This is a genomic window from Lunatibacter salilacus, from assembly GCF_009797935.1.
Lineage (GTDB): Bacteria > Bacteroidota > Bacteroidia > Cytophagales > Cyclobacteriaceae > Lunatibacter > Lunatibacter salilacus.
This window is the reverse complement of sequence record NZ_VOLC01000003.1, coordinates 65652-86752: the sequence shown is the minus strand read 5'-3', so window position 1 is coordinate 86752 and position 21101 is coordinate 65652. Positions and strand designations below refer to the sequence as shown.

The 21101-nt window shown below is 42.0% G+C and carries 18 protein-coding genes; 7 read left to right on the top strand and 11 right to left on the bottom strand.

What is annotated here, in order from left to right:
• Window positions 1-62: 62 nt before the first annotated feature.
• A complete protein-coding gene (locus FQ608_RS05440) occupies window positions 63-3293 on the bottom strand; it encodes a UvrD-helicase domain-containing protein (protein ID WP_158856812.1) in 3231 nt (1076 codons plus the stop codon).
• 121 nt (window positions 3294-3414) lie between these two features.
• Between FQ608_RS05440 and FQ608_RS05435 the strand changes: the two genes are divergently transcribed.
• Window positions 3415-4185: a YdcF family protein gene (locus FQ608_RS05435; RefSeq protein ID WP_158856811.1), complete on the top strand. Its 771-nt coding sequence runs from the start codon at window positions 3415-3417 to the stop codon at window positions 4183-4185.
• A 1-nt stretch (window position 4186) separates the two neighbouring features.
• Here FQ608_RS05435 and FQ608_RS05430 read toward each other — a convergent pair whose 3' ends face one another.
• From FQ608_RS05430 to FQ608_RS05420, 3 genes are all read right to left on the bottom strand, one after another.
• The gene (locus FQ608_RS05430; protein WP_158856810.1) at window positions 4187-4651 is read right to left on the bottom strand and encodes a CBS domain-containing protein; all 465 of its coding nucleotides are present in this window, start codon (window positions 4649-4651) and stop codon (window positions 4187-4189) included.
• Between the two features lie 178 nt (window positions 4652-4829).
• Entirely contained in the window at window positions 4830-5585 is a 756-nt protein-coding gene (locus tag FQ608_RS05425; RefSeq protein WP_158856809.1) for a copper homeostasis protein CutC, read from the bottom strand.
• A complete protein-coding gene (locus FQ608_RS05420) occupies window positions 5578-6567 on the bottom strand; it encodes an isoaspartyl peptidase/L-asparaginase family protein (protein ID WP_158856808.1) in 990 nt (329 codons plus the stop codon). Before FQ608_RS05420 ends, FQ608_RS05425 begins: the two co-directional genes overlap by 8 nt.
• Window positions 6568-6839: 272 nt before the next feature.
• Here FQ608_RS05420 and FQ608_RS05415 point away from each other — a divergent pair, with 272 nt between their 5' ends.
• The 4 genes from FQ608_RS05415 to FQ608_RS05400 all read left to right on the top strand — a co-directional run bounded on the left by FQ608_RS05415 (window position 6840) and on the right by FQ608_RS05400 (window position 13007).
• Window positions 6840-8075: an ROK family transcriptional regulator gene (locus FQ608_RS05415; protein ID WP_158856807.1), complete on the top strand. Its 1236-nt coding sequence runs from the start codon at window positions 6840-6842 to the stop codon at window positions 8073-8075.
• Between the two features lie 36 nt (window positions 8076-8111).
• On the top strand, window positions 8112-10439 hold the full coding sequence (locus tag FQ608_RS05410) for a PIG-L family deacetylase (protein WP_158856806.1): 2328 nt from the start codon (window positions 8112-8114) through the stop codon (window positions 10437-10439).
• A 202-nt stretch (window positions 10440-10641) separates the two neighbouring features.
• Window positions 10642-11535: an ROK family protein gene (locus FQ608_RS05405; protein WP_158856805.1), complete on the top strand. Its 894-nt coding sequence runs from the start codon at window positions 10642-10644 to the stop codon at window positions 11533-11535.
• 98 nt (window positions 11536-11633) lie between these two features.
• On the top strand, window positions 11634-13007 hold the full coding sequence (locus tag FQ608_RS05400) for a vanadium-dependent haloperoxidase (RefSeq protein ID WP_158856804.1): 1374 nt from the start codon (window positions 11634-11636) through the stop codon (window positions 13005-13007).
• 239 nt (window positions 13008-13246) lie between these two features.
• On the opposite strand, the gene FQ608_RS05395 is transcribed toward FQ608_RS05400, so the two are convergent.
• The 4 genes from FQ608_RS05395 to FQ608_RS05380 form a co-directional block, all read right to left on the bottom strand.
• A complete protein-coding gene (locus FQ608_RS05395) occupies window positions 13247-14524 on the bottom strand; it encodes a DUF5009 domain-containing protein (protein ID WP_234364077.1) in 1278 nt (425 codons plus the stop codon).
• Entirely contained in the window at window positions 14478-14990 is a 513-nt protein-coding gene (locus FQ608_RS05390) for a cupin domain-containing protein (RefSeq protein WP_158856803.1), read from the bottom strand. Before FQ608_RS05390 ends, FQ608_RS05395 begins: the two co-directional genes overlap by 47 nt.
• Before the next feature lie 88 nt (window positions 14991-15078).
• Window positions 15079-15945 carry an ROK family protein gene (locus tag FQ608_RS05385; RefSeq protein ID WP_158856802.1) on the bottom strand — a complete coding sequence of 289 codons (867 nt, stop codon included), beginning with the start codon at window positions 15943-15945 and terminating at the stop codon, window positions 15079-15081.
• 15 nt (window positions 15946-15960) lie between these two features.
• Window positions 15961-17496 (bottom strand): tetratricopeptide repeat protein, encoded by a 1536-nt coding sequence (locus tag FQ608_RS05380; RefSeq protein ID WP_158856801.1) that lies wholly within the window; start codon window positions 17494-17496, stop codon window positions 15961-15963.
• A gap of 70 nt (window positions 17497-17566) precedes the next feature.
• Here FQ608_RS05380 and FQ608_RS05375 point away from each other — a divergent pair, with 70 nt between their 5' ends.
• Window positions 17567-17785 carry a PspC domain-containing protein gene (locus FQ608_RS05375; protein ID WP_158856800.1) on the top strand — a complete coding sequence of 73 codons (219 nt, stop codon included), beginning with the start codon at window positions 17567-17569 and terminating at the stop codon, window positions 17783-17785.
• Here FQ608_RS05375 and FQ608_RS05370 read toward each other — a convergent pair.
• Both FQ608_RS05370 and FQ608_RS05365 read right to left on the bottom strand, forming a co-directional pair.
• Window positions 17782-18792 (bottom strand): glycosyltransferase family 2 protein, encoded by a 1011-nt coding sequence (locus FQ608_RS05370; RefSeq protein ID WP_158856799.1) that lies wholly within the window; start codon window positions 18790-18792, stop codon window positions 17782-17784. The two genes, FQ608_RS05375 and FQ608_RS05370, sit on opposite strands and share 4 nt — an antisense overlap.
• Window positions 18792-19124, bottom strand: a complete 333-nt coding sequence (locus FQ608_RS05365) for a YbaB/EbfC family nucleoid-associated protein (protein WP_158856798.1) — start codon at window positions 19122-19124, stop codon at window positions 18792-18794. The genes FQ608_RS05370 and FQ608_RS05365 overlap by 1 nt, the downstream gene beginning before the upstream one ends.
• A gap of 201 nt (window positions 19125-19325) precedes the next feature.
• Here FQ608_RS05365 and FQ608_RS05360 point away from each other — a divergent pair, with 201 nt between their 5' ends.
• A complete protein-coding gene (locus FQ608_RS05360; RefSeq protein ID WP_158856797.1) occupies window positions 19326-19625 on the top strand; it encodes a hypothetical protein in 300 nt (99 codons plus the stop codon).
• Window positions 19626-19671: 46 nt separating this feature from the next.
• On the opposite strand, the gene hisS is transcribed toward FQ608_RS05360, so the two are convergent.
• The gene (gene hisS, locus FQ608_RS05355; RefSeq protein WP_158856796.1) at window positions 19672-21039 is read right to left on the bottom strand and encodes a histidine--tRNA ligase; all 1368 of its coding nucleotides are present in this window, start codon (window positions 21037-21039) and stop codon (window positions 19672-19674) included.
• Window positions 21040-21101 lie beyond the last annotated feature (62 nt).

Genomic DNA, 21101 nt, shown 5'->3' with positions numbered 1-21101 from the left:
AATCTGAAATTCACATGCTCATTCCTTCAGGGTTAACGGATTAGGAAGGCGTTTCTCACTTTTCAGGGGTCGATCTCCTCAATGCGAACACTATCTAAATAACACAGATAGCCCTTTACGGGTAAGTTTGTCAGTTTTTTCACTAAAAACATATATTCTCTAATTTGAACTAGGTAGCCCTCTCTGGGCAAACCCGTTTTGAAATCAACCACCTCTACTTCGTTGGGGTAAATGATGATTCTGTCCGGCCGTTTGTGATTGCCTCCAGGCAATAAAATACCCTGTTCTGTAAGAATATCACCCTCCCCCTCAAACCAGCTTTTAAATTTTGCTATAGAAAAGAGCTCTTTAATTCTAGATTGGATATGGACTTTTTCGGTCCTGTCAAGAACCCCCGCAAAGAATAATTCGTCCAATCCCAAAAGCATCTCCCCCTCCGTCTTGGCTTTTTCTAACAGGTGATGGATCATGGTGCCAAAATCACCTTGGCTCCGCTGATATATTCCCACATCATTCATATCCCCGGGATAAGTTTTTACTTGCAACAAATCCGACCAAGACCTGTACTCCCACCTAAGGGGAAAGGGTGATGGGATGGAGGTAAGAGCCACCTTATCGGAAGGCCAAGCTCCAAAATCAAAAACAAGCAGATCTTCGTCAAAATAACTGCTCAGCGGAATTCCATCCAACATTGTGGAAGATGATCTCACCACTTGTTGGAGGTTAGCAGCAAGGGTTGAAAAAGTAGCTCTTGGAGTAGGCTTTTGGTAGGGAGAAATGCTCCAAAAAACCTCTTCAGCCCTGGTGGCTGCTACATATACCATGTTAAGCGTGTCCAAAAAGTTCATCAAAACCTCCTCCTGATAGGTGGACCGGAAAAAAGAGTCTTCCAGCGCCTTGGTAATGGTCAGAGGAATAACAGCGTTTAAGGATTCATTTTGAAGTTCGAAAGGGGTCCAGACGATGTTTCCCTTGGCATTGTCCACAATTTTCCAATTGAGAAAAGGCATCAATACAACTTTAAATTGAAGTCCTTTTGATTTGTGAATTGTAAGGATACGCATGGCATCATGGCCTTCGGGAATTTTGACGGTCAGTTTATCCTGATGGTTTTCCCACCAGTCCAAAAACCCCACCAAATCCGCCCGGTTTTTAGCTACAAAGTCATAAATACCTTCTTTGAAAGCGGATACGTAGGCTCGTTCGATTCCCAATTCAGTGAATCCCAAAAATTCGGTCATCACATCGACCAATTCCAGGAGAGGCAGTTGGAGGAGTTTTGCTTCATGTGCTTTAAATTTATTGAATTTGTCTTTCAAAAAATCAGGTATGGTAGAATGATGAAACAACTCATGATCTATGGGAAAACCAAACAAAACGGACCAGTGGTACCACATGGTCCATAAATTGACCTCATCAGAAGTATCAGATAAAAACCGAAAACCAGCAACAAGACACTTGACGGAGGTGGATTTACTTACTAATAAAGCCTCATCCGAAAGGACCTCAAAGGAATAAGTACTGCTTGGATGTTCCAGCCCATACCCTACCAATGCATCAGCAACCAGCAACCCCTCCTTTTTTGTCCGTACCAAAAAAGCGATATCTTTTGGGCGAAATCCCTTTTCCTGTAACTCCATAACCATTTCCGGTATCCGAGCCACCTGCATCTCCTGCGTGGTCAAGTCATCATCCTCTTCGGTATCCACGGCTAAAAATTCCATCCTTACTTTCCCTCTAAATGCAGCGGTTTGTTTAGCTGGAGCTACATGTTGGGTAACATCTGCATAAGCCTTATGGAGCAATCCCCCATCCACTATGCCGTGTGAATTTTCCAAAACACCTGCCAACTGATCGGGTAAGGTCTGAAATAAAACGTTGTTGAAATCAACAATTGCAGGCAGACTACGGTAATTGGTGTCCAAATTTTGAATATCCAGTCCATAATGGCCCAACTCGGATTCTACCTGATCCAACAGTAGCCGCATTTCCCCTCCACGCCAGCGATAAATAGATTGCTTTACGTCGCCGACTAATAAATTGGTATGCCCTTGCGATAATGTATTGACCAGAAGAGGCCGGAAGCTTGCCCATTGAAAGCCGGAAGTATCCTGAAATTCATCGATCAGGTAATTCTGAAATTTATTCCCCACTTTTTCATAGATAAACGGGGCATCGGTGTCGGCAGTAATTTCCTTCAAAAAATCATTGGAGTCGGAAATTAATAAAATATTTTCTTCTTCCTTCAGATTGTCGAGTTCTTCCAGGAGGTTCCTAAATACCCCAAAAACATAAAAATTTTTACGGATAGCCTCCATCGTGTTCCATTGATTCTTAAGAGGTAAAAACTGCCCCCATATTTCAGCCAGCCCTTCCCGAACAGCCATCTCAATTGGGACTTTCAACCTACTTGTTTTGGTATACCAAGCTTCCGGATCATCGGATAGGTTCCTTTGCGTTGGCGATAGATCCGGTACTGGGGTAAAAGGTTCACCCAGTTGATCAAACTTTCTGGCAAAGGAGACGCTACCTCCCTTAAAATCTTCCCATGCAAGACCATGGCGCTCCCTGATTTCATTGGCCACGATTTTCATTTCCAGAGCTTGTGCAATGATCATTTTCCGCTGCCGAATTAAATAGGTTTGCAGGTTGTGAACATTATCCTTGTTTTTTAGAAAAGTCTTAATTTCCGGGCTATACCTTTTGAACGCTTCCTGAAAAAGCTGCTTACCCAAATTTTTGATATTTTTGCGGATGTCCCACGAGTTTCCCTGCTGGATCTGTTCCACCGCATAGGCCACCAGCCACCTATGCAAAAATTCATCGGAGGCGACCTGAACGATCAGCCTGTCCACCAAGCGGTCAAGGACTCCCTCTTGATCAAGTTCGACATCAAACTTGGCCTGGAGATCAATTTCCCTGGCAAATGCTCGAATAATACGCTGAAAAAAACTGTCAATGGTACTTACCGAGAATGCACTGTAGTCATGTAAAATCGCAGATAAAGTTGTCTTTGCCCTACTTCTTAACTCATCTGGAGTAACATTTAAATGTTTCAGGAGAACGCTGTCCATTTTTTCCTCCGGATTCACCCCTACTTTGAGCCGTCCCAGTTCCCTGAGTATCCGTTCCTTCATTTCTTGTGTGGCCTTGTTGGTAAATGTTACTGCCAAGATGTGACGAAAGGCCGTAGGAAATTCCAAAGCGAGCTTCAGGTATTCCATGGTAAGGGTATAAGTTTTCCCGGATCCCGCTGAAGATTTATAAATAATAAATGGATTGTTGCTGTTCATTTGGATGGGGCAAATTTGTATGCCTTTCTAAAATTAATTGAAAGTAAGAAATAAAATCTTAATTTCAGAAATCACGTGAATTTTGAATAGTTTTAGATCCAATTTAAACTAAATCATATTCATGTTTTTCTACGTATCTCAATTATTCAGTTTTTTGGCAACGCCGTTGACCCTGATTCTTATACTTTTGATTTCGGGATTTTTGGCTCGGGGCATTAAATGGAAAAAAAGATTATCCGGAATTGGGATATTGATGCTGTTGCTTTTTACTAATAATGCACTTAGTACAATTGTCATTAACAACTGGGAACCGACTTTTAAAGTTATCAAAACGCTTCCTGAATATGAAATCGGAATTGTTTTGACCGGAGTAACAAACATCAACAAGACGGCTGATGACAGAACATTCTTTGACAGGGGTGCAGACCGGGCGACCCATGCCGTACAGTTGTATAAAGAAGGAAAACTTAAACGAATTTTAATCACGGGGGGCCAAGGATTTCAACCTAGGAACGACCAAAAGGAAGCCATTTTACTGGCGAATTTTATGATAACGGCAGGGGTTCTTGAAAGTGATCTTATCATAGAGGATAAAGCGAAAAACACCAGGGAAAACGCTTTGTTCACAAAACGCACCTTGGAGGAGCGCGGACAGAGCCTGGATCAGCGGTTTTTGCTTATTACTTCTGCTTTTCACATGAAACGAGCTGAGGGATGCTTTAGAAAGATCGGTTTACAGGTAGATACCTTTCCAGTAGATTACTATGGCAACGACAACCCGATAAACATTCGAAGCCTGATCCAACCTTCTCCCAACGCCTTGGTGCTATGGAATAAGTTATCAAAAGAGTGGATCGGGCTTCTTGCCTACAGAATTGCGGGGTATATTTGATTTACCTCCAAGTAGAAGCTTTAAGTTTTGGAATTGCCCGAACGACGTCGCTGACACTGATTTGGCCCATTAGTTTCCCATCCTTTACCACTGGAAATCTTCTGATCCGAAGGGACAAAAACTTTTGGGCGGCATCAAAGATAGTCAAATCCGGGTCCATGGTAATCACATCAGCGGTCATTAATTCAAACACCGGAGCAGGAAATTTCGGTGTGTTGGTATATTGACCCTTAATTATTTCTTTGAGGCAATCCCCTTCGGAAATCATTCCTACCAATTTGCCGTGACTGTCTACTACCGGACCCCCTGAAATTTTTTTCTTTGTCAGCACGTCAATCACATGGTCAATGGTATCGTCTGGGTGAAAAGTGATCAAATTGACAATCATGAAATCTTTGACAAGGAAATTTTGTTTTTCGGCATTTTTTGACGGGACTTCTCTTACCCCCTGAAAGCTCTTAACCATGGCATGTTGGGTTTGTTGAAAGTTTAATTTAGCAATAAAAAATGACGAGACCAATTAAAGTTTAACTTAATTCTTCATATCACTTCTTTTATTGGTCATTAGCTCCAAAACACAAATCATTTTAATTATGTTTCTAGAACCTTTTTGCTTAAATCACCCTTAAATCGGACCCACAATTCTATTTAGTCAAAAGAGCTATTTTTTCCCGATATGCTACAACAACAAGTGGGTCTATCGTTAACACCCGCTCCATGCTCTCAGGATCAGCAGATAAATTAACGACCGGGTGGCGGTAAAGGCTATGTGTTGCTCTGAACTGCTTACAGCTACTGTGAACCTCTGAAAGATGGCCCGTTTCGTACAATGAATCTAAAAGTTCCACCCGGGTTCCTCCTCCAGGCATTACGATAATGCGACTCCCCGCCTGCATCAGCATGGCTTGGATCGCAGACAATCCTTCCTCTACTGTATTTCTCCCACCGGAAGTAAGCACTCTAGCAAAACCACAAGCGATAACAGACTCTAGGGCATCCAACAATGAGATGGAAATGTCGATTGCCCGGTGAAAGGTGCAGGGAAGTTCCCCCGCCTGACTTATAAGTTGCTTACATGCAACTTCATCAACCTTGCCTTGAGGAGTTAATATACCAAAAACAAAACCGCTTGCCCCTGCATACTTGAATTGCCGTACATCTGTAGCCATTACTTCCAATTCTTCTTCCGTGTAGACAAAATCACCTCCCCTAGGTCTAATCATTACCATGATGGGAATGGAAAGCCTTTGCCTCAAAAAAGTAAACAATCCAATACTGGGCGTCGTGCCCCCTTCGCCTATATCCGCACACAATTCAATGCGGTCCACACCGGATTTTTCTGCCAATAGTGCCGCCTCCACGGTATATACCGGACACTCAAGAAGGATTTTTTTACCCATTTCCTTTAAATTTACTTCCTGCATCCACGAGGGATTTGCCTCCACGGTGATGCCTGGCGAAATTAAATCCCGGCTGTACTGCATATGCACCGTATTCTCCATCTTTATTCAATGCCAGAAATCCCGCCTGGATATTTTCAATATTTTTGTTTTTTGCAATCAGTCTTTTCACCGCTTCTTCACAAGCCTCCTGTGGTGTTCTACCCTGCCTCATCAGCTCCACGATCAGAAAACTCCCACATATCCGGATAATGGACTCCCCCAATCCGGTAGCAGTAGCTGCTCCAACCTCATCATCCACATACAATCCCGCACCTATAATAGGACTATCCCCCACCCTTCCGTGCATTTTGTAGGCCAGCCCCGAGGTAGTGCAAGATCCTGCCATTTTACCGTTGGCATCCAAACCTATCATGCCGATGGTGTCGTGATTTTCGATATTAATTATCGGTTTGTATTCAGATGTTTTTTTCCATTCCAAATAAGCTTTTTCGGCACCCGGACTTAATTCTTCCTTTTCTACCGGGAACCCTTCTGATATGGCGTACTGCCGCGCTCCTTCACCGGCAAGCATTACATGGGGTGTGTTTTCCATCACCTTTCTAGCCAAAGAAATAGGATGCTTTATCTGCCTTACAAAAGCCACAGAACCGCAGGATCCGTCCCCTTTCATGATGGATGCGTCCAGGGTAGCAATACCTTCTCTATCCGGCAGTCCCTGTAAACCAACGGAAAGATTCGTCAAATCTAGTTCCGTGACCTTTACACCTTCCTCCACCGCATCCAAAATGGATCCGGAATTCCCCAAAACCTCCCAAGCCTTATCATTTGCGGGCATGCCATGATTCCAAGTCGACAGAATCAGTGGCTTATGTTTTTCCCGATTTCTCCCGACCCCAAAGGACTCAGCCTGCCATGACATAGGAATAAGAAGACTTGAGGAAACTAGCGATTTTTGTAAAAATTTTCTTCTACTCTTCATTTTGATTACTCAATTTTTTGGTTTGCGTCTGTTTTTATGTGGTATAAGTGAAATATTTTTAGAAAATACCTTTTCTTTCATTAATTTTAAAGGCTATAACATAAATCACTACAATAACCTCAATTGAACTCCAAACAATCAGCGTTGCTGAATTGATGGAAACCCGGAAATTTGAATCTTTCAAAATTAATAGAAAAGCTTTAATATTTTTTGGTTTAAGTAAATATAATTAAATAAAATTTTTCATTAACTTGCAGCAATTTATATCTGGTATGAATCTAATTGATCCAATAGTAGTACTTGAAAAAAAAGAAGGCGTAGTAGAAATAAAAAACTATGTCAATAAAATTAAGATAATAAAAGAGTTATACACCTCTGGAAGCAATACAGCAAGCAACATTGGACAAGCTGTAGGAATCAGCCTGCCCACGGTAAATCTATTATTGACGGATTTGTTGGAAGAACAACTCGTGGTAAAGGAAGGCAGGGGACAGTCTCAAGGAGGGCGCAAGCCTGACCTATATGGGTTGGGTGGAGAATCCTTTTATATTTTAGCCATAGATTTGAACCGATTTTCAGCAAGGGTTGCTATTTTCAATACCAAAAACGAACGGGTTTCGAAAATTCACAGCAAGAATATTCCTTTAAACAATGATCCCAAGACCATAGACAGTATTTTTGAATTTTCGAATTCCGTCATTGAGAATTCGGAGATTGCATCTGATAAAATTATTGCCGTTGGCATTACAATGCCAGGATTAGTGGATGGGGTATCGGGTGTTAACCACACATATCTAAAAACCGGTAAAAAAAGTCTCAAGGAATTATTAGAAAAGAAATTTGGCCGGAAGGTTTTTATAGAAAATGATGCCCGGGCAAAGACGCTGGCTGAATTCAGGTTTGGACCAAACAAGTCTTGTAAAGACGTCTTGGGGGTCTTTGTTGACTGGGGAATTGGTCTAGGTATTATTATTGAAGGTAAATTATACCGGGGTTACTCGGGGTTTTCTGGCGAATTCAGCCATTCGCCACTATTTGACAATAAAGAAATAAGTTGCACCTGTGGCAAAAGGGGATGTCTGGAAACCGTAGCTTCCGGAACGGCAATTGTGAGATTGGCAAAGGACGCCATTGCCCTGGATGGAGATTCTATACTGGCGAGGATGTCGCAAAAAAACCTGGATCCCACGATAGTGGTAGACGCTGCCATCGCTGGGGATCAAAGAGCCATCAGCATATTGTCAGATGTAGGCTTGGATCTTGGCCGGGGCATTGCCATCCTCATACAACTCCTGAATCCAGAACTCATAATTATCGGCGGGGCAATTGCTGAGGCTAAGCAATACATCACCACCCCCATCCAACAGGCACTAAATATATACAGCATGGCAAAACTTCGTGAAAAAACCGAAATCCAGCTGTCCCAACTAGGAACAGAAGTGGGTTTGAAGGGAGCAGTGGCCATCGTGAATGAGCATATTTTCGAAGACATTATACAATACAATTAACTGAGCAATAAAATAATAAATTATAAAAATTCCATTATGTTAGCAAATTATCCTTTATCACCTACAGAAGAGGCATTTTTGAAAGATTCCGGCATTGAAAAAATCACTACAAAAATCCCATACCTCGTAGTGGACAATTTTCCAAAGCTTGGTCTTATGACAGCTTGCCGGTTTTTGGAATGGGCAGCCAACAATCCCAATGGAGTAATAAGTTTACCGACCGGGAAAACTCCGGAGTACTTCATCAAATGGACTCAGTTTTTATTGGAAAACTGGGATAAAAAAAACGGCCTAGAAATCCGAACGAAATATGGATTAAAAGATACCAAAAAACCTGTACTTAGCGGATTGCAGTTTGTGCAGATCGATGAGTTTTACCCCATTTCTTCTTCCCAGAAAAACAGTTTTTTCCATTATGTCAACAAATTTTATATAGATGGATTTGGCCTAGACCCCCAGAAGGCCCTTTTGATAAATTCGGATAATATACCGCTTGCTTTAGGGAAAAAATACAATGAAATATTTCCGGATTACAAGGTGGACCTTTCACTTAGATTTAGAGAGTATACCAATGAACAGGAAAAACTTCAGCAAGAATCCATTTATCTAATCGACAAATGGTGTTCAGAATATGAGGCTAAAATTCGGGAAAAAGGAGGAATAGGTTTCTTTTTGGGAGGAATAGGACCGGATGGACATATAGCTTTCAACACGAGGGGGTCTGACCTTTTTTCAACAACGAGGTTGACTGAAACCAACTTTGAAACGCAGGCAGTTGCAGCGGGAGATTTGGGAGGTATTGAAATTTCCTCTAACAGACTTGTGATTACTATTGGGTTGGACACGATAGTTCACAACCCCGACGCGGTAGCTATCATTATAGCCGCTGGAGAAGCAAAGGCTCCAATTGTCAAAAATTCTCTAGAATCAGACATGACTAACGTGTATCCAGCCACTGTGCTTCAAAAACTCAGGATGGGTCGTTTTTACATGACAAAGGGTGCAGGATCCAAATTGACGGATAGTGTGGATCGGTTTTATGCATCCGGAGAATGGACACCGTTGAAAACGGAAAGATCCGTCATGGAACTCTGTAAGAAACTCGGGAAATACGGACACCGGATTACCCTTGAAGATCTGAAAAACGATAAATATACCTCCCAGATACCCAATTTAAATGAACACACTGTCAACGGAGTCATTGAAAATATCGTCAAAAAGCTCGACCATGGCTTGAGTGAGGAGAAAAATGAAGTGATTCTGCACACGGGACCGCACCACGATGATATCTCCCTGGGTATTTTACCCCAGATCACCAAACAGCTCAACGAAAATTCCAATAAATGTCATTTTTCTGTACTAACCTCAGGATTTACTGCTGTAACAAACACGTTTGTGATTGACACACTGAAGTACACGAAAAAATTCCTTGACGAAGGGAAAATTCAAATGGTCAAGTATGAGGACTTCTATGCAGCCGGCTTCAAATTAAAAATGGATAAAGATGTCTACCACTTCCTCACCAATGTGGCTTCTGAGAATAAAGAGCAACGTATGAGGGGGCTTTGCCACCGGGTAGTCAGGGCGATTGTATTCATCTACGGGGTGAAATCGACCATGGAGCTTCGAGATCAGATCAACGAAATCATGACGGTGCTGAAAAATTCTTATGACGGTGAGAAAAACCCCAAGAATATACAGACTCTTAAAGGCATGATCCGGGAATTCGAGGAGGAATTGGTTTGGGCACATTTTGGAGTACAGGTTAAAAATGTGCATCATTTAAGGTTGGGATTTTACACTGGGGATATTTTCACCGAGCAGCCGGACAAAAAAAGGGACGTAGAACCTATCTTAAACATGCTCCGGGACATCAGGCCCACCAAACTAAGCCTTACACTGGACCCTGAAGGCAGTGGACCCGACACCCACTACAAAGTGTTACAAGCCACTGCGGAAGCAGTCCGCCAATGGGGTGAAGAAGAAGATCTTAGCAATTTTAAGATTATAGGCTATCGAAACGTATGGTTCAAATTTGACGCTGCAGAGGCCAACGTAATAGTGCCTGTATCTTTGGGAGATATGTCTGTTATGGAAGATTCCTTTGCGAACTGTTACCTGAGTCAAGTAAATGCCTCCTTCCCAAGCTATGCACACAACGGAAAATTCAGCACCCTTGCCCGGATTACCTGGGTAAATCAGTTGAGTGATGTGCAGCTTTTATTGGGGAAAAATTATTTTTACCAACATGAAACTGCGAAAGTGAGATCTAGTCATGGACTCATTTTCTTTAGGGAAATGAGTGTGGAAGAGTTTTTAAAGGAAGCAAGAGAATTGGAGAAATCCACCGAAGGGATGTTGTAGACGCTCCTTATGTAGTGCTGATTATTTCTTGCCGGATTTTAATTTGTGAAAATCCGGCAAGATGTCTCGACCTCCTTATTCAATTGGCTTGGAGAAGTCCAGTTAAGATGGTGAATTAGCGCTTGAAATATTTAAAAATTCTTGTATTATTAAAAGAAAAGGCTCTGATGAAATTTGCCAAATATTAACCATTCTACGTCAAATGACAGAAAAGAAACACGTTTTAGGCCTGGATATTGGAGGTACCAAGATAAGTTCGGGATTAAATGACCAGGGAATAATCTTCGAACAAATTGAGACTAAAACTCCTTCGGATGAATCACAAGAATATATACTGGAAACTATTGCTAATCAGATTTCCTCTTATCTCCCCTATGAATTTCAGGCCATTGGGATTGGAATTCCAGGACTGGTAGATCCTCATCAAGGCATCGTCTACAATTTGGCCAATATTCCTTCTTTTCAGAAAGTGCCCCTTAAAGATTTTTTGGAGGAGCGGTTCAATGTCCCTGTTGTAGTTAACAACGACGCAAACTGTTTCACATTGGGCGAATATTATTTTGGCCCCGCCAAAATTCACAGCCATGTGGTTGGCATTACACTGGGTACCGGTATCGGCACGGGGATCATCGCCAATTCCCACTTATATACAGGCTACATCTGCGGTGCCGGTGAATGGGGAGGGGTCCCATATCTCGACAAAACCTTCGAAGATTATTGTTCCAGCAAATTTTTTAAAAAAATATATAGTGAAAATTCGAAAAAGCTCTCCAAAAAAGCCTTGGATGGCGATCCTGAAGCTTTAAGTGCATTCAGAACATACGGAGAACATCTGGGAATGCTTATCAATAGAATTCTGTACACCTATGCCCCTGAGGCCATCGTGATTGGAGGTTCCATCCGAAAAGCATACCCATTTTTTAAAAAAACCATGCACCAGGCATTAGGGAAATTCCCCTATAAAGCCATATCGGAGAATTTGAAGATTTACGTATCTGAATTAGACGATTCAGCTATATTGGGAGCAATATCTTTAGTAGAGGAAGATCGGATCCAAAACCAAACAAACAATATTCCCAAAAATGCAGTCCTATAAGGAAGTCCAGCATAATGCCTAAAAACGAAAACAGGTTGGATGTTTTGGAGCTTCTGTAAAAAATTGGATATCTTTGAGTGTCAAATTACCCAAAAGTAATGCATCGAGCTACCTTTATTCGGCTGGCTTTTCTAGTCTGCCTATCCCTTAGCTGGTCCTTAACGTCGTTTGGTCAAAGATCTTTACCGCAAGAAGACGAGGTCAGTCTTTTTTTGGATAATCTCTTTTCGGCAACAGACGTGATGGTAACAGATGTGGCAGCTCCTACCGGAGCTGCCAGATTTTATTCCTACATGCTATTGGGAGCCTATATCGTTCAATCAGATCTATTTCCTGACCACGTAAGTCCAACACTGTATGAGGGGTTTACATCCCCTTTTGAGCTAGAAAAGGAAAATCTTCCCATTCGGGATGACTTAGATGCTGGATTCTGCAGCATTTATACGCTTTTGGAAATAGGAAAGGCGATTATGCCCTCTGGTAAGAAACTTGAAAAGTCCCAAGAACTCCTCCTCAAGACCTATCAGAAAAAAAGGATCATTCCTAAAAAGGATATTGCCAGACATATATCCTATGCTGAGCATATAGCTGCCCAAGTCATCAGCTACGCCGCCGAAGACGGATACCGTAAACTTAGCGCACTTAAAAGGTATTCACCAAAAAACCAACCGGGCACCTGGTACCCCACCCCTCCAGCCTATATGGCTGCGATTGATCCTGAATGGAAAACCATAAGGACATTTTTACTGCCATCCCTGGAACCGTTCAAACCTTCGCCCCCAAAACCTTATAATTTGACCGAAGGCAGTGCCTTTCAACTGCTTGTGCAGGAGGTCTACCAAGTCACCTCCGCGCTATCGGAAGAGCAAATTCTTATAGCTAACTTTTGGGACTGTAACCCATTCAAAGTTGAATATACCGGACATATGGCGATAGGCTTAAAAAAAATTTCCCCCGGTGGGCATTGGATTGGGATTACAGGTATTGCCAGTCAAAAGGCAGGCCTTAACCTTACGGAAACCATTCGTGTACATACCTTTGTAGCTCTGGGACTTCACGACGCATTTGTGAGCTGCTGGGAAGAAAAATACAATAGCGACCGAATCCGTCCCATCACAGCGATCAACGAATCCATCGACCCTAGTTGGCAACCACTTTTGCAGACACCACCCTTTCCAGAATATACTAGTGGGCACAGTGTTATTTCCCGGGTAAGTGCCAGAATATTGACTGCATATTTCGGTGACAGTTTTGACTTTGTAGATGACTCTGAAGTTTTTTTCGGGCTGCCTGAGCGCTCATTTCAATCATTTATCCAAGCCGCTGATGAGGCCGCCATCTCCAGATTGTATGGCGGTATACACTTTAAAGACGCCATAGAAGAGGGTGTTTCCCAAGGAGATAAAATTGCTGATTACATGCTTCAAAAACACCTTCCAGCTCGTCTCCAACTGGGGCAATTACATGATTGACTTCAAATTCGGGAAGGTGAGGTTATATTAGAGGAACATTACACCTTGATGTAGATTTTCCTGCGGTCCATGGCGAATCCAATCAACCAAATCAGCCACATCAATGCCGAGGCAAATAAGAATGAATCTGATTTAGGTGGAAAAATACCTAGAAAAAAGGAGTCAAATAGCTACTGTTTGGAAGTCAGACCTTGGAAATAGATCACCCCCATCAACCTGACAAACACCCCTGACAAAGTTTATATTTTTAATCGAATTCTAAATTTTTCCAAGATACCCGTAAGCATAATAATGATCAATGTATAAATTAGGGATTTCATAATGCCTATTCCACCCGTACGCAGAAACAGGGGAAGCGTAAGCCCGGAGAGTGACAATAATCCATAATGGATATAGGGCAACAAATAACAGGTCAATGTGCTGGTTCCTGCAGGCTTGATCCATGAAAACCATTCCTTTTTCTTCTGAATTTCTACCAACCAAATGAGTAACATAAATGTAAATATGGATATGCCAATGCAAAGTGTTACCCAAGAAGGAGACGACCCTATCTTATGAATGCCCCAAAGCGGACGCGTAAGTAGTCCAAGTATAATATTTCCGACGGCAAAAGAGACCAGAAAACTCCAAAAAGAAACAAGTTTTCCTTTTGCGAAATAATCTCTGAAATAGATAGAGACTATAACACCAGCCATACAAATGGCTGGCAAAGCACCATTATCAATCAGCCATACATAGGGTCTGATAAACTTAATACCCTCAAGCCACCCTAATTTCTCAAAAATACTAAAAGACAACAACGCTGAGAACATCACCCATAGCCAATTGATGTTTCCCTTACACCAAAGGAACAATAACGAGACTATTAGATATCCCCATCCGATCAATCCCAAAATTCCCCACCAATGAAACCGCATCCATTGAGGCTCGTCTAGTGTACCCCCTCGGTAAATCGCTGCCAGAGCAATCAGGAGCACTATACCCAAACGTTGGCAAACTTTTTTAACATTTGGATTTTTGTAGTTGGAAAAATCCAACCAGACCAAAAAGAACCCGACGGTAATGGCTATTTGCCAGACCGGCTTCGGCAGTATGGCTAATTCCCTATTATAAGACTCTAGGTTGACATGGTACACGCCCATGATTATTAAAGCCAGGGATCTAACCAAAATATGACTAATGATGGAAGCGTTGCTGTCCCCTTTCTTAACCCTGTTAAAAATGGCATATGGAATGGAAAGTCCCACAATAAAAAGGAACATGGGAAAAACCACATCTGCCAATCCCAGCCCATCCACAGAGCTGGGCACGTGACCTAGCCAGGGCGGTATTTCCCGTAGGGACCACAGGTCATTGACAAAAATCATCAGAAACATTGTCAGTGCCCGAAAAACATCGATCACATAACGTCTGTTTGCCGTGACCTGAACCTGGGTCATCTCCATATCCGGCTTAATAAAATTTAAAACTCTACTTGCGCTGGAAATCATCCTGGACACGAACGATATCTGTTTCATCAGATGGATTTTCGGGGTCTGTATGCATCCAAATTTCTGCTACCACACCCCAATTTTCTCTTCCTACCAATCGGTGTCGTTCCCCCTGACGAAGTTTGACAACTTCTTGCATTACCATGGGAATCATTACGCCTTCCTGATCGGTATCACTGCGTACAATGCCTCCCTCACCTCCAATTAATTTCCATACCTCCGCTCTTCTATGGTGATATTGCCACGAAAGTCTCTTTTCTGGCCCCACCAATAAGATTTTCGGGCTCAATTTATTCTGAAGCTGAAAATCAGAAAAAGCTACCTCGCTGAAAAACTGCTTACGAAAAGTTTCAATTTGCCCCTCGTCAATTACGAAAAAGCCACCCCAAGGCCGTGATTCATCCTCATCGACAATAATATATCCTTGACTTACCAGCCACTCCCTTATTTGGGAAAAAATCTCCTGTTTGGACCAATCCTTTTGAATGTTCATGAAATAAATGTTAAAATTTTTCGGTGGAAATATAATGAAATTATCAATAATGGCCATTTAATCTGACATTTTATCAGAAAAATTAGGTTTAAACTTGGCCTATTCTTAAACAACTGCTGGCAGCACCCACCAAGGCGGCATGCTCTCCGAGCTGGCTGAATACTACTTCGATATCCAATCCTTTATCATTCAAAACCTTCCTCATAGCAGGCACAAAATATCCCTTAGCTTTTGCCATATTCCCTCCAATAATGATTTTTTCAATATTTTGGAGAGTACAATGAATGGCTAAGAATTCGCCTAAATTTGTCCCAAAAATTTCGAGAGCCTGCCTTGTTAAATCTTCCCATTCGGGATTAGTCATCAACTCTTTTAGCCCCGATATTTCAATTTCGTATTCCTGCCTTATCCAATTGACAAACCAACCTGTCCCCAAGTAATATTCTGCCTGTTGTCCTTTGAAATTGGAGGACCATAAGGCGGCATCTTCTGCCCAGTCACCCATTTTAAAGGCAGAACCCAATCCGGTGCCTAGGGTAATTCCAATAAGCCGCTGGTTGGATGGAAGTCGTTGAAACATGGCCTCACCCTGTAAAAAAGAAGCGGCATCATTATAAAAGAAAATGGCTCCACCCGGAAGTTGTAGTCTATCGGAAAAATAATCCCGCAAGTTTATCCCATAGATTGACCTGAATTTACCTTGCTCTTTTAATTGGGCTATTCCGTGCGTATAATCAAAAGGTGCAGGCATGGCAATTCCGACACGGGTATGCGGTTGAATTTCCATTTGCTGAAATGTCTTTTCCCAAGATGATAAAATCTCCTCTTTGGAACCCAAGGAATCCACCTGTTTGCGGATTATGGTTTCAGGATTTAGAGTGAAATCAATGGGGTTTACAAAGCCTGCCGTCAAATGCGACCCACCTATATCTACGCCAATTAATGAGTTATCCATAAGAAAATGATCGCATTATTTTTGACGAATTACCTGCAAGAACTCCTCGAGTTGGTGATAGTCAGCAAACTCCAAATCATAAGCTACCCTGTTTTTCAAGTGTTCGTTTCGGGTTATTGCTTTCTCGATATTCTCAACAAGCTTGGATTCCTCCCCACTTCTAGCCGCAATAAGTGCCAATCCATAAAATGGATAGCCGTTCTGCAAATTGAGCAAAGCACAATCCTCAAAGCTAATCATTGCATTGAAATAATCCTTTACAAGGAAATAAGCCAGTCCCCTGTTGAACAGGTTTATCTCGTCGCGTTCAGCTTGGTCCAAATGGATGGCGGCCAATCGGTAGTCACCATTCAAAATAGAGGCTGCTCCAAGTTTTGCCTGATGGGATTTTCTAACTGGGTCGTGCTGCGAAAGGCTCATGCTTAAGAAAAATTCCTGGTAAGCTCCTAACCCGTCGCCTTCCATAAGCGTCACCAAGGCGAGATTATAAGAGGAAAATGGGTTTTCAAAAAAGCCATTTGCTTGATCAAAAGCCTCTTGAGCCTTTGCCAAATAATTTAATTTTGTAGCCCTGTCAAAAGTCCGGTGCGCAAGATTTAGGAAAGTAACTCCTAGGTTATTCCAAGAAAAAACACTTGGATAGACTCTTACCATAGCGGCAAACAACTGGTTTTTTTCATTAAGACGAGGCTCATTTATCGCTGCATATGCCAGGTCCGCCTCCGACAGCACTTGGGGCACCGCATTATTTTTTAGAATATGGTTTGCCATAATGGAAATTTCCATCGGCGACTGGTTGGTTGTCGAAATTCCTTGTTCCAATCTCGAAAACCTGGGAATAATGTCTCTGCGAAGGAGGGTATATTGTGGTAATTCCTGAAATCTTCTTTCTTTGGAGGTAAAGTCTCCTCTTCCCTCGATTACCCGCATGTACTGTGTCTTTTCCGAAAAACTCAACAAGCTGTATCCCATAAGTATAGTCCTTACATCGGTCCATCCTGAATGGAACATCCCCAAAGTTTCCCTTCCGGCTGTAGGAACATACAGTCCAAGAAGTGGAATTCCGCCTTCCTGATAAAATTGGCCAAACTGAGTAAGAGATGTGGTGTTCAACATACCTTGGGAGATAACTTTACTGGGACTTCGTTTACCCCTTACACGGTTTTTCAAAAATCCGACCCCATAGGCTTCAAGTTGCCCGTTTTCCATCCCCGGATGATATGGCATAGAAAAAGAGACCGTCTTTCTTGGGATTTCGGAAGGAGGATAATTCCTGCCTTCAAAAACTATAGCTCTGTCAAATGTCTGAATTTTACGATCAAAATGAAATTCCGGAAATATTTTATAGGTAATTTCGTTGGTAAGGATTTGCCTCGGAAGTTCAGCCTGCAATTCGAACCTCACCGAATCTCCAAATCTCTCCAATATTTTTGGAGTCACTAATATTTTTTGGTTTTCAGCTTTTTTCATAAATTGCTGAATAGTACAGGAAGACAGCAAAAGTACGGCAAATATAATTTTACAAAAATTGGAGATATCACTAACTTTCATGTGTGAATTTGGTTATCTTCAGAATTAAATATTTTTACTCATTAATAATCGTATTAGAAGACAAGTTGTTATGGAAAAGGTTAAATTATTCTTCCAGGAAAGTGCCTTCGGTGTCTGTTCAAAATTAGGGGAAAAACTCAATTTCCCCATTGACAGTATCCGACTCTTTTTCATTTATTCTTCTTTTATAACGTTGGGTTCTCCCATCATTGTCTATGTTAGCCTTGCGATGATGATGAAGCTAAGGAAATATTTCCGAAAGATGAATAACCCAGTACTATTTGATTAAGGCAATTGGGAGAAATGCTTTCTTCCCTTTCCATAATATTCCCAAATAATGGAAAATACATATGGATTGCCAGATGTTATTTTTATTTCTTCTACCGACTTAGGCTGAACGGATAGGGAATGTCGTTGTGAGAAAAATGCTAAATAAGCGCGAAAGACGGCAAGGCTATGTGCTCCTCCTGACGTAAATAAGAAATGAATCATTGCTCCCAAATCCAGCACCGACCGATATACAAGCAATTTGTAAAACCTGCTTTTTCCTAAATTTTTATAAAGCATAAACAGGCTATTTCGGAAATTAAGAAATGTCTTCTTTGGATTACTTCGTTTCAATGTCCCACCTCCTAAGTGGTAAACGGTCACTCCCGGATTGGCACTTATTCCATATCCCCTATTTCTTAATCTCCAGCAAAAATCAATTTCCTCCATATGAGCAAAAAAAACAGGGTCAAAACCCTGATGCATATGAAATATAGCAGCGCGCACACAAAAACAGGCACCCGAAGCCCAGTCTACCGAAAGAGGAGTGTCATATTGCCCATTATCCAGTTCAAGAGAATGTAGTATCCTCCCCCGGCAATACGGGTACCCTAAAGCATCCAAAAACCCTCCAGCAGCTCCGGCATAGTCAAAGCTTCCTTCATCCGCCAGAGAGATAATCTTGGGTTGAGTTGCGGCTATGGATGGATTTTTATCTAAATAGTCAGCCATTGCCACGTCCCATCCAGCACTGACTTTCACGTCTGAATTAAGAAGTAGATAATATTCAAACCTTCCTTTTATCTGTTCTAGACCCTCATTATATCCGCCGCTATATCCCCCATTCCGGGGCAACAAAATAAGTTCAACCTGAGGGTAGTGTTCGGCTAAATAGTCGGTTGATCCATCTGTGCTTGCATTATCTACCACAACCAGGTCATAGGTACTTCCAGCAATTACAGACGGCAAGAATCGGTGAAGCATATCCTTGCCATTGTAATTTAGTATGACGATGGCTGCTTTACGCATTAAAACATATTTCCAAAATCCATACCGGGAATATTGGGCATCATGCCTTCCGTGGCACTTCGCATTTTATCCTTTATTTTCCCGTCAATTGCTTCCAGTGCTGCATTAGTGGCCGCAACTATCAAGTCTTTCATCATGTCCTTGTCCGCTGGGTTAATCAGGGATTCATCAACCAGTATATCCAACACCCTTCTGTCACCGTTGACTACTACTCTGACCATCCCGGCGCCGGCCTCTCCCTCAGCACGAAGGTGTACCAATTCTTGCTGGGTAGCCTTAACCTTTGCTTGGGCTTCTTTGACCTTATTCATTATGGACATTATATCAAACATAAGTGCGTTGTTTTTTTGCAAATATAATTTTTTCCAATCGACAATTAACTATAGAAAGAAAAAATATCCATCCATCGCTACCGCTGCTGTAAAACAAATTTCTTAATCAACAAAAAATGAGGAAATTACAAACTCAGTGAATTAATTCACCGTATATTCATTCATCAAACTATCATTGATCCAAAAATAAACCCTACTACCATGACTATACGCACTATTGAACAAACTGCTCTTAAAATTGAAAAAGAATCTATCAAAGATCTTTCTTTTTCAAGGAAAGAAGTTCTGCTTGATATTGATTCACAGCTGATGAGAAATCACGACCTGCATCGGGCGCAAATTCTGGGAAATCTATCACAAGGTAAAGTATCCATTTGGTTCGAAACGGCTAACCAGAAATTGTATCGTGTGGACACAACAATTTGGGCCGTGGGCTCCCAGTTTATCACCCTCAAAGGAGGGACGGCCATTCCCATCAACTCCATCGTGAAAATTGATTGACAGGCAAAATGTTGAAGGTAATCCCAATGCCGCAAGAAAGTCGGTTTTACAGGAGATCCAGTATATGCTCTAGTTCCATGGCGTTCTGGGAACCGGATGCCATGTTTTTGAGTGTCAGTTTCCCTGTTTTCATTTCTTCGGATCCGATAATGATTACAAATGGGATATTTTTCTTGTCTGCATAGGTAAATTGTTTTTTGATTTTTGCCGCCTCAGGATATATTTCCGCTGGTATTTTCTGGTTTCTAAGTTCCTGAACAATTTTAAGCCCGTATAATTTCTCCTCTTCTCCAAAATAAGCTACCATCACTTTGGAGGAACTGTGGGTAACTGACTCAAAGAGGCCCAGCTCTTCCAGCACGTCGTAAATCCGGTCAACTCCGAAAGAAAAACCAACCCCGGAAACATCGGGGAGGCCAAATACTCCCGTAAGATTGTCATACCTTCCCCCACCACTTACCGATCCAATTGATACGTTATTTACTTTGACCTCGAAAATTGCCCCCGTATAATAAGACAATCCCCTAGCTAACATTGGATCTACAATGATAAACTCCTGCGATTCCCCCAGTGCGTCCAGCAGACTGAACACCTCCGCTAATTCTTCCAAGCCCTTCAATCCGATTTCACTTGTAGCTAGAAAAATGCGATAAAATTCCAATGTTTCACTAATAGCCCCATGCGTCTGATTGACTATTGGCGAAAGCTTGGAAATAGATTCATTATCAAATCCACGTTGGGAAAGCTCTTCTTTTACTTTATCCCAACCAATCTTATCCAGCTTGTCTATAGCGGTGCAAAGGTCCTGTTCTTTGCCCGATTCTCCAATCACCTCCGCAATTCCCGTTAAAATCTTTCTGTTGTTAATTTTAACAGTGTAATCTTTCAGCCCCAAAGCGCCAAATACCCGCTTGATCATTATCAGGATTTCTGCTTCACAAATCAGGCTATCCGTACCCACCACATCGGCATCACACTGGTAGAATTCGCGATATCTTCCCTTTTGAGGTCTGTCCGCACGCCAGACCGGTTGAACCTGAAATCGCTTAAAAGGAAACACAAGATCATTCCTATTCATGACCACATAGCGGGCAAAGGGGACGGTTAGGTCGTATCGTAAACCCTTTTCTGCTACCTTAGGCAAAACTATCCCGGTACCCTCCGTCACATCCTGAGGCAAAACCTCTTTTAAAAAATCCCCGCTGTTGAGAATTTTATACAACAGTTGATCCCCTTCGTCGCCGTATTTTCCAGTAAGGGTGGAGAGGTTTTCCATTGCTGGTGTCTCCAGCTGCTGAAAACCAAAAAGCTTGAAGGTGTCTCGAATTGTGTCCAATATATAATTTCTTTTGGCCATTTCAGATGGTCCAAAATCTCTCGTTCCTTTAGGTAATCCAGGTTTCTGTATGCTCATGCGTTGAAAATTTGCCCAAAGTTATAAAAAAACAGCACCAATACCTTTCCTTTACGCAAATG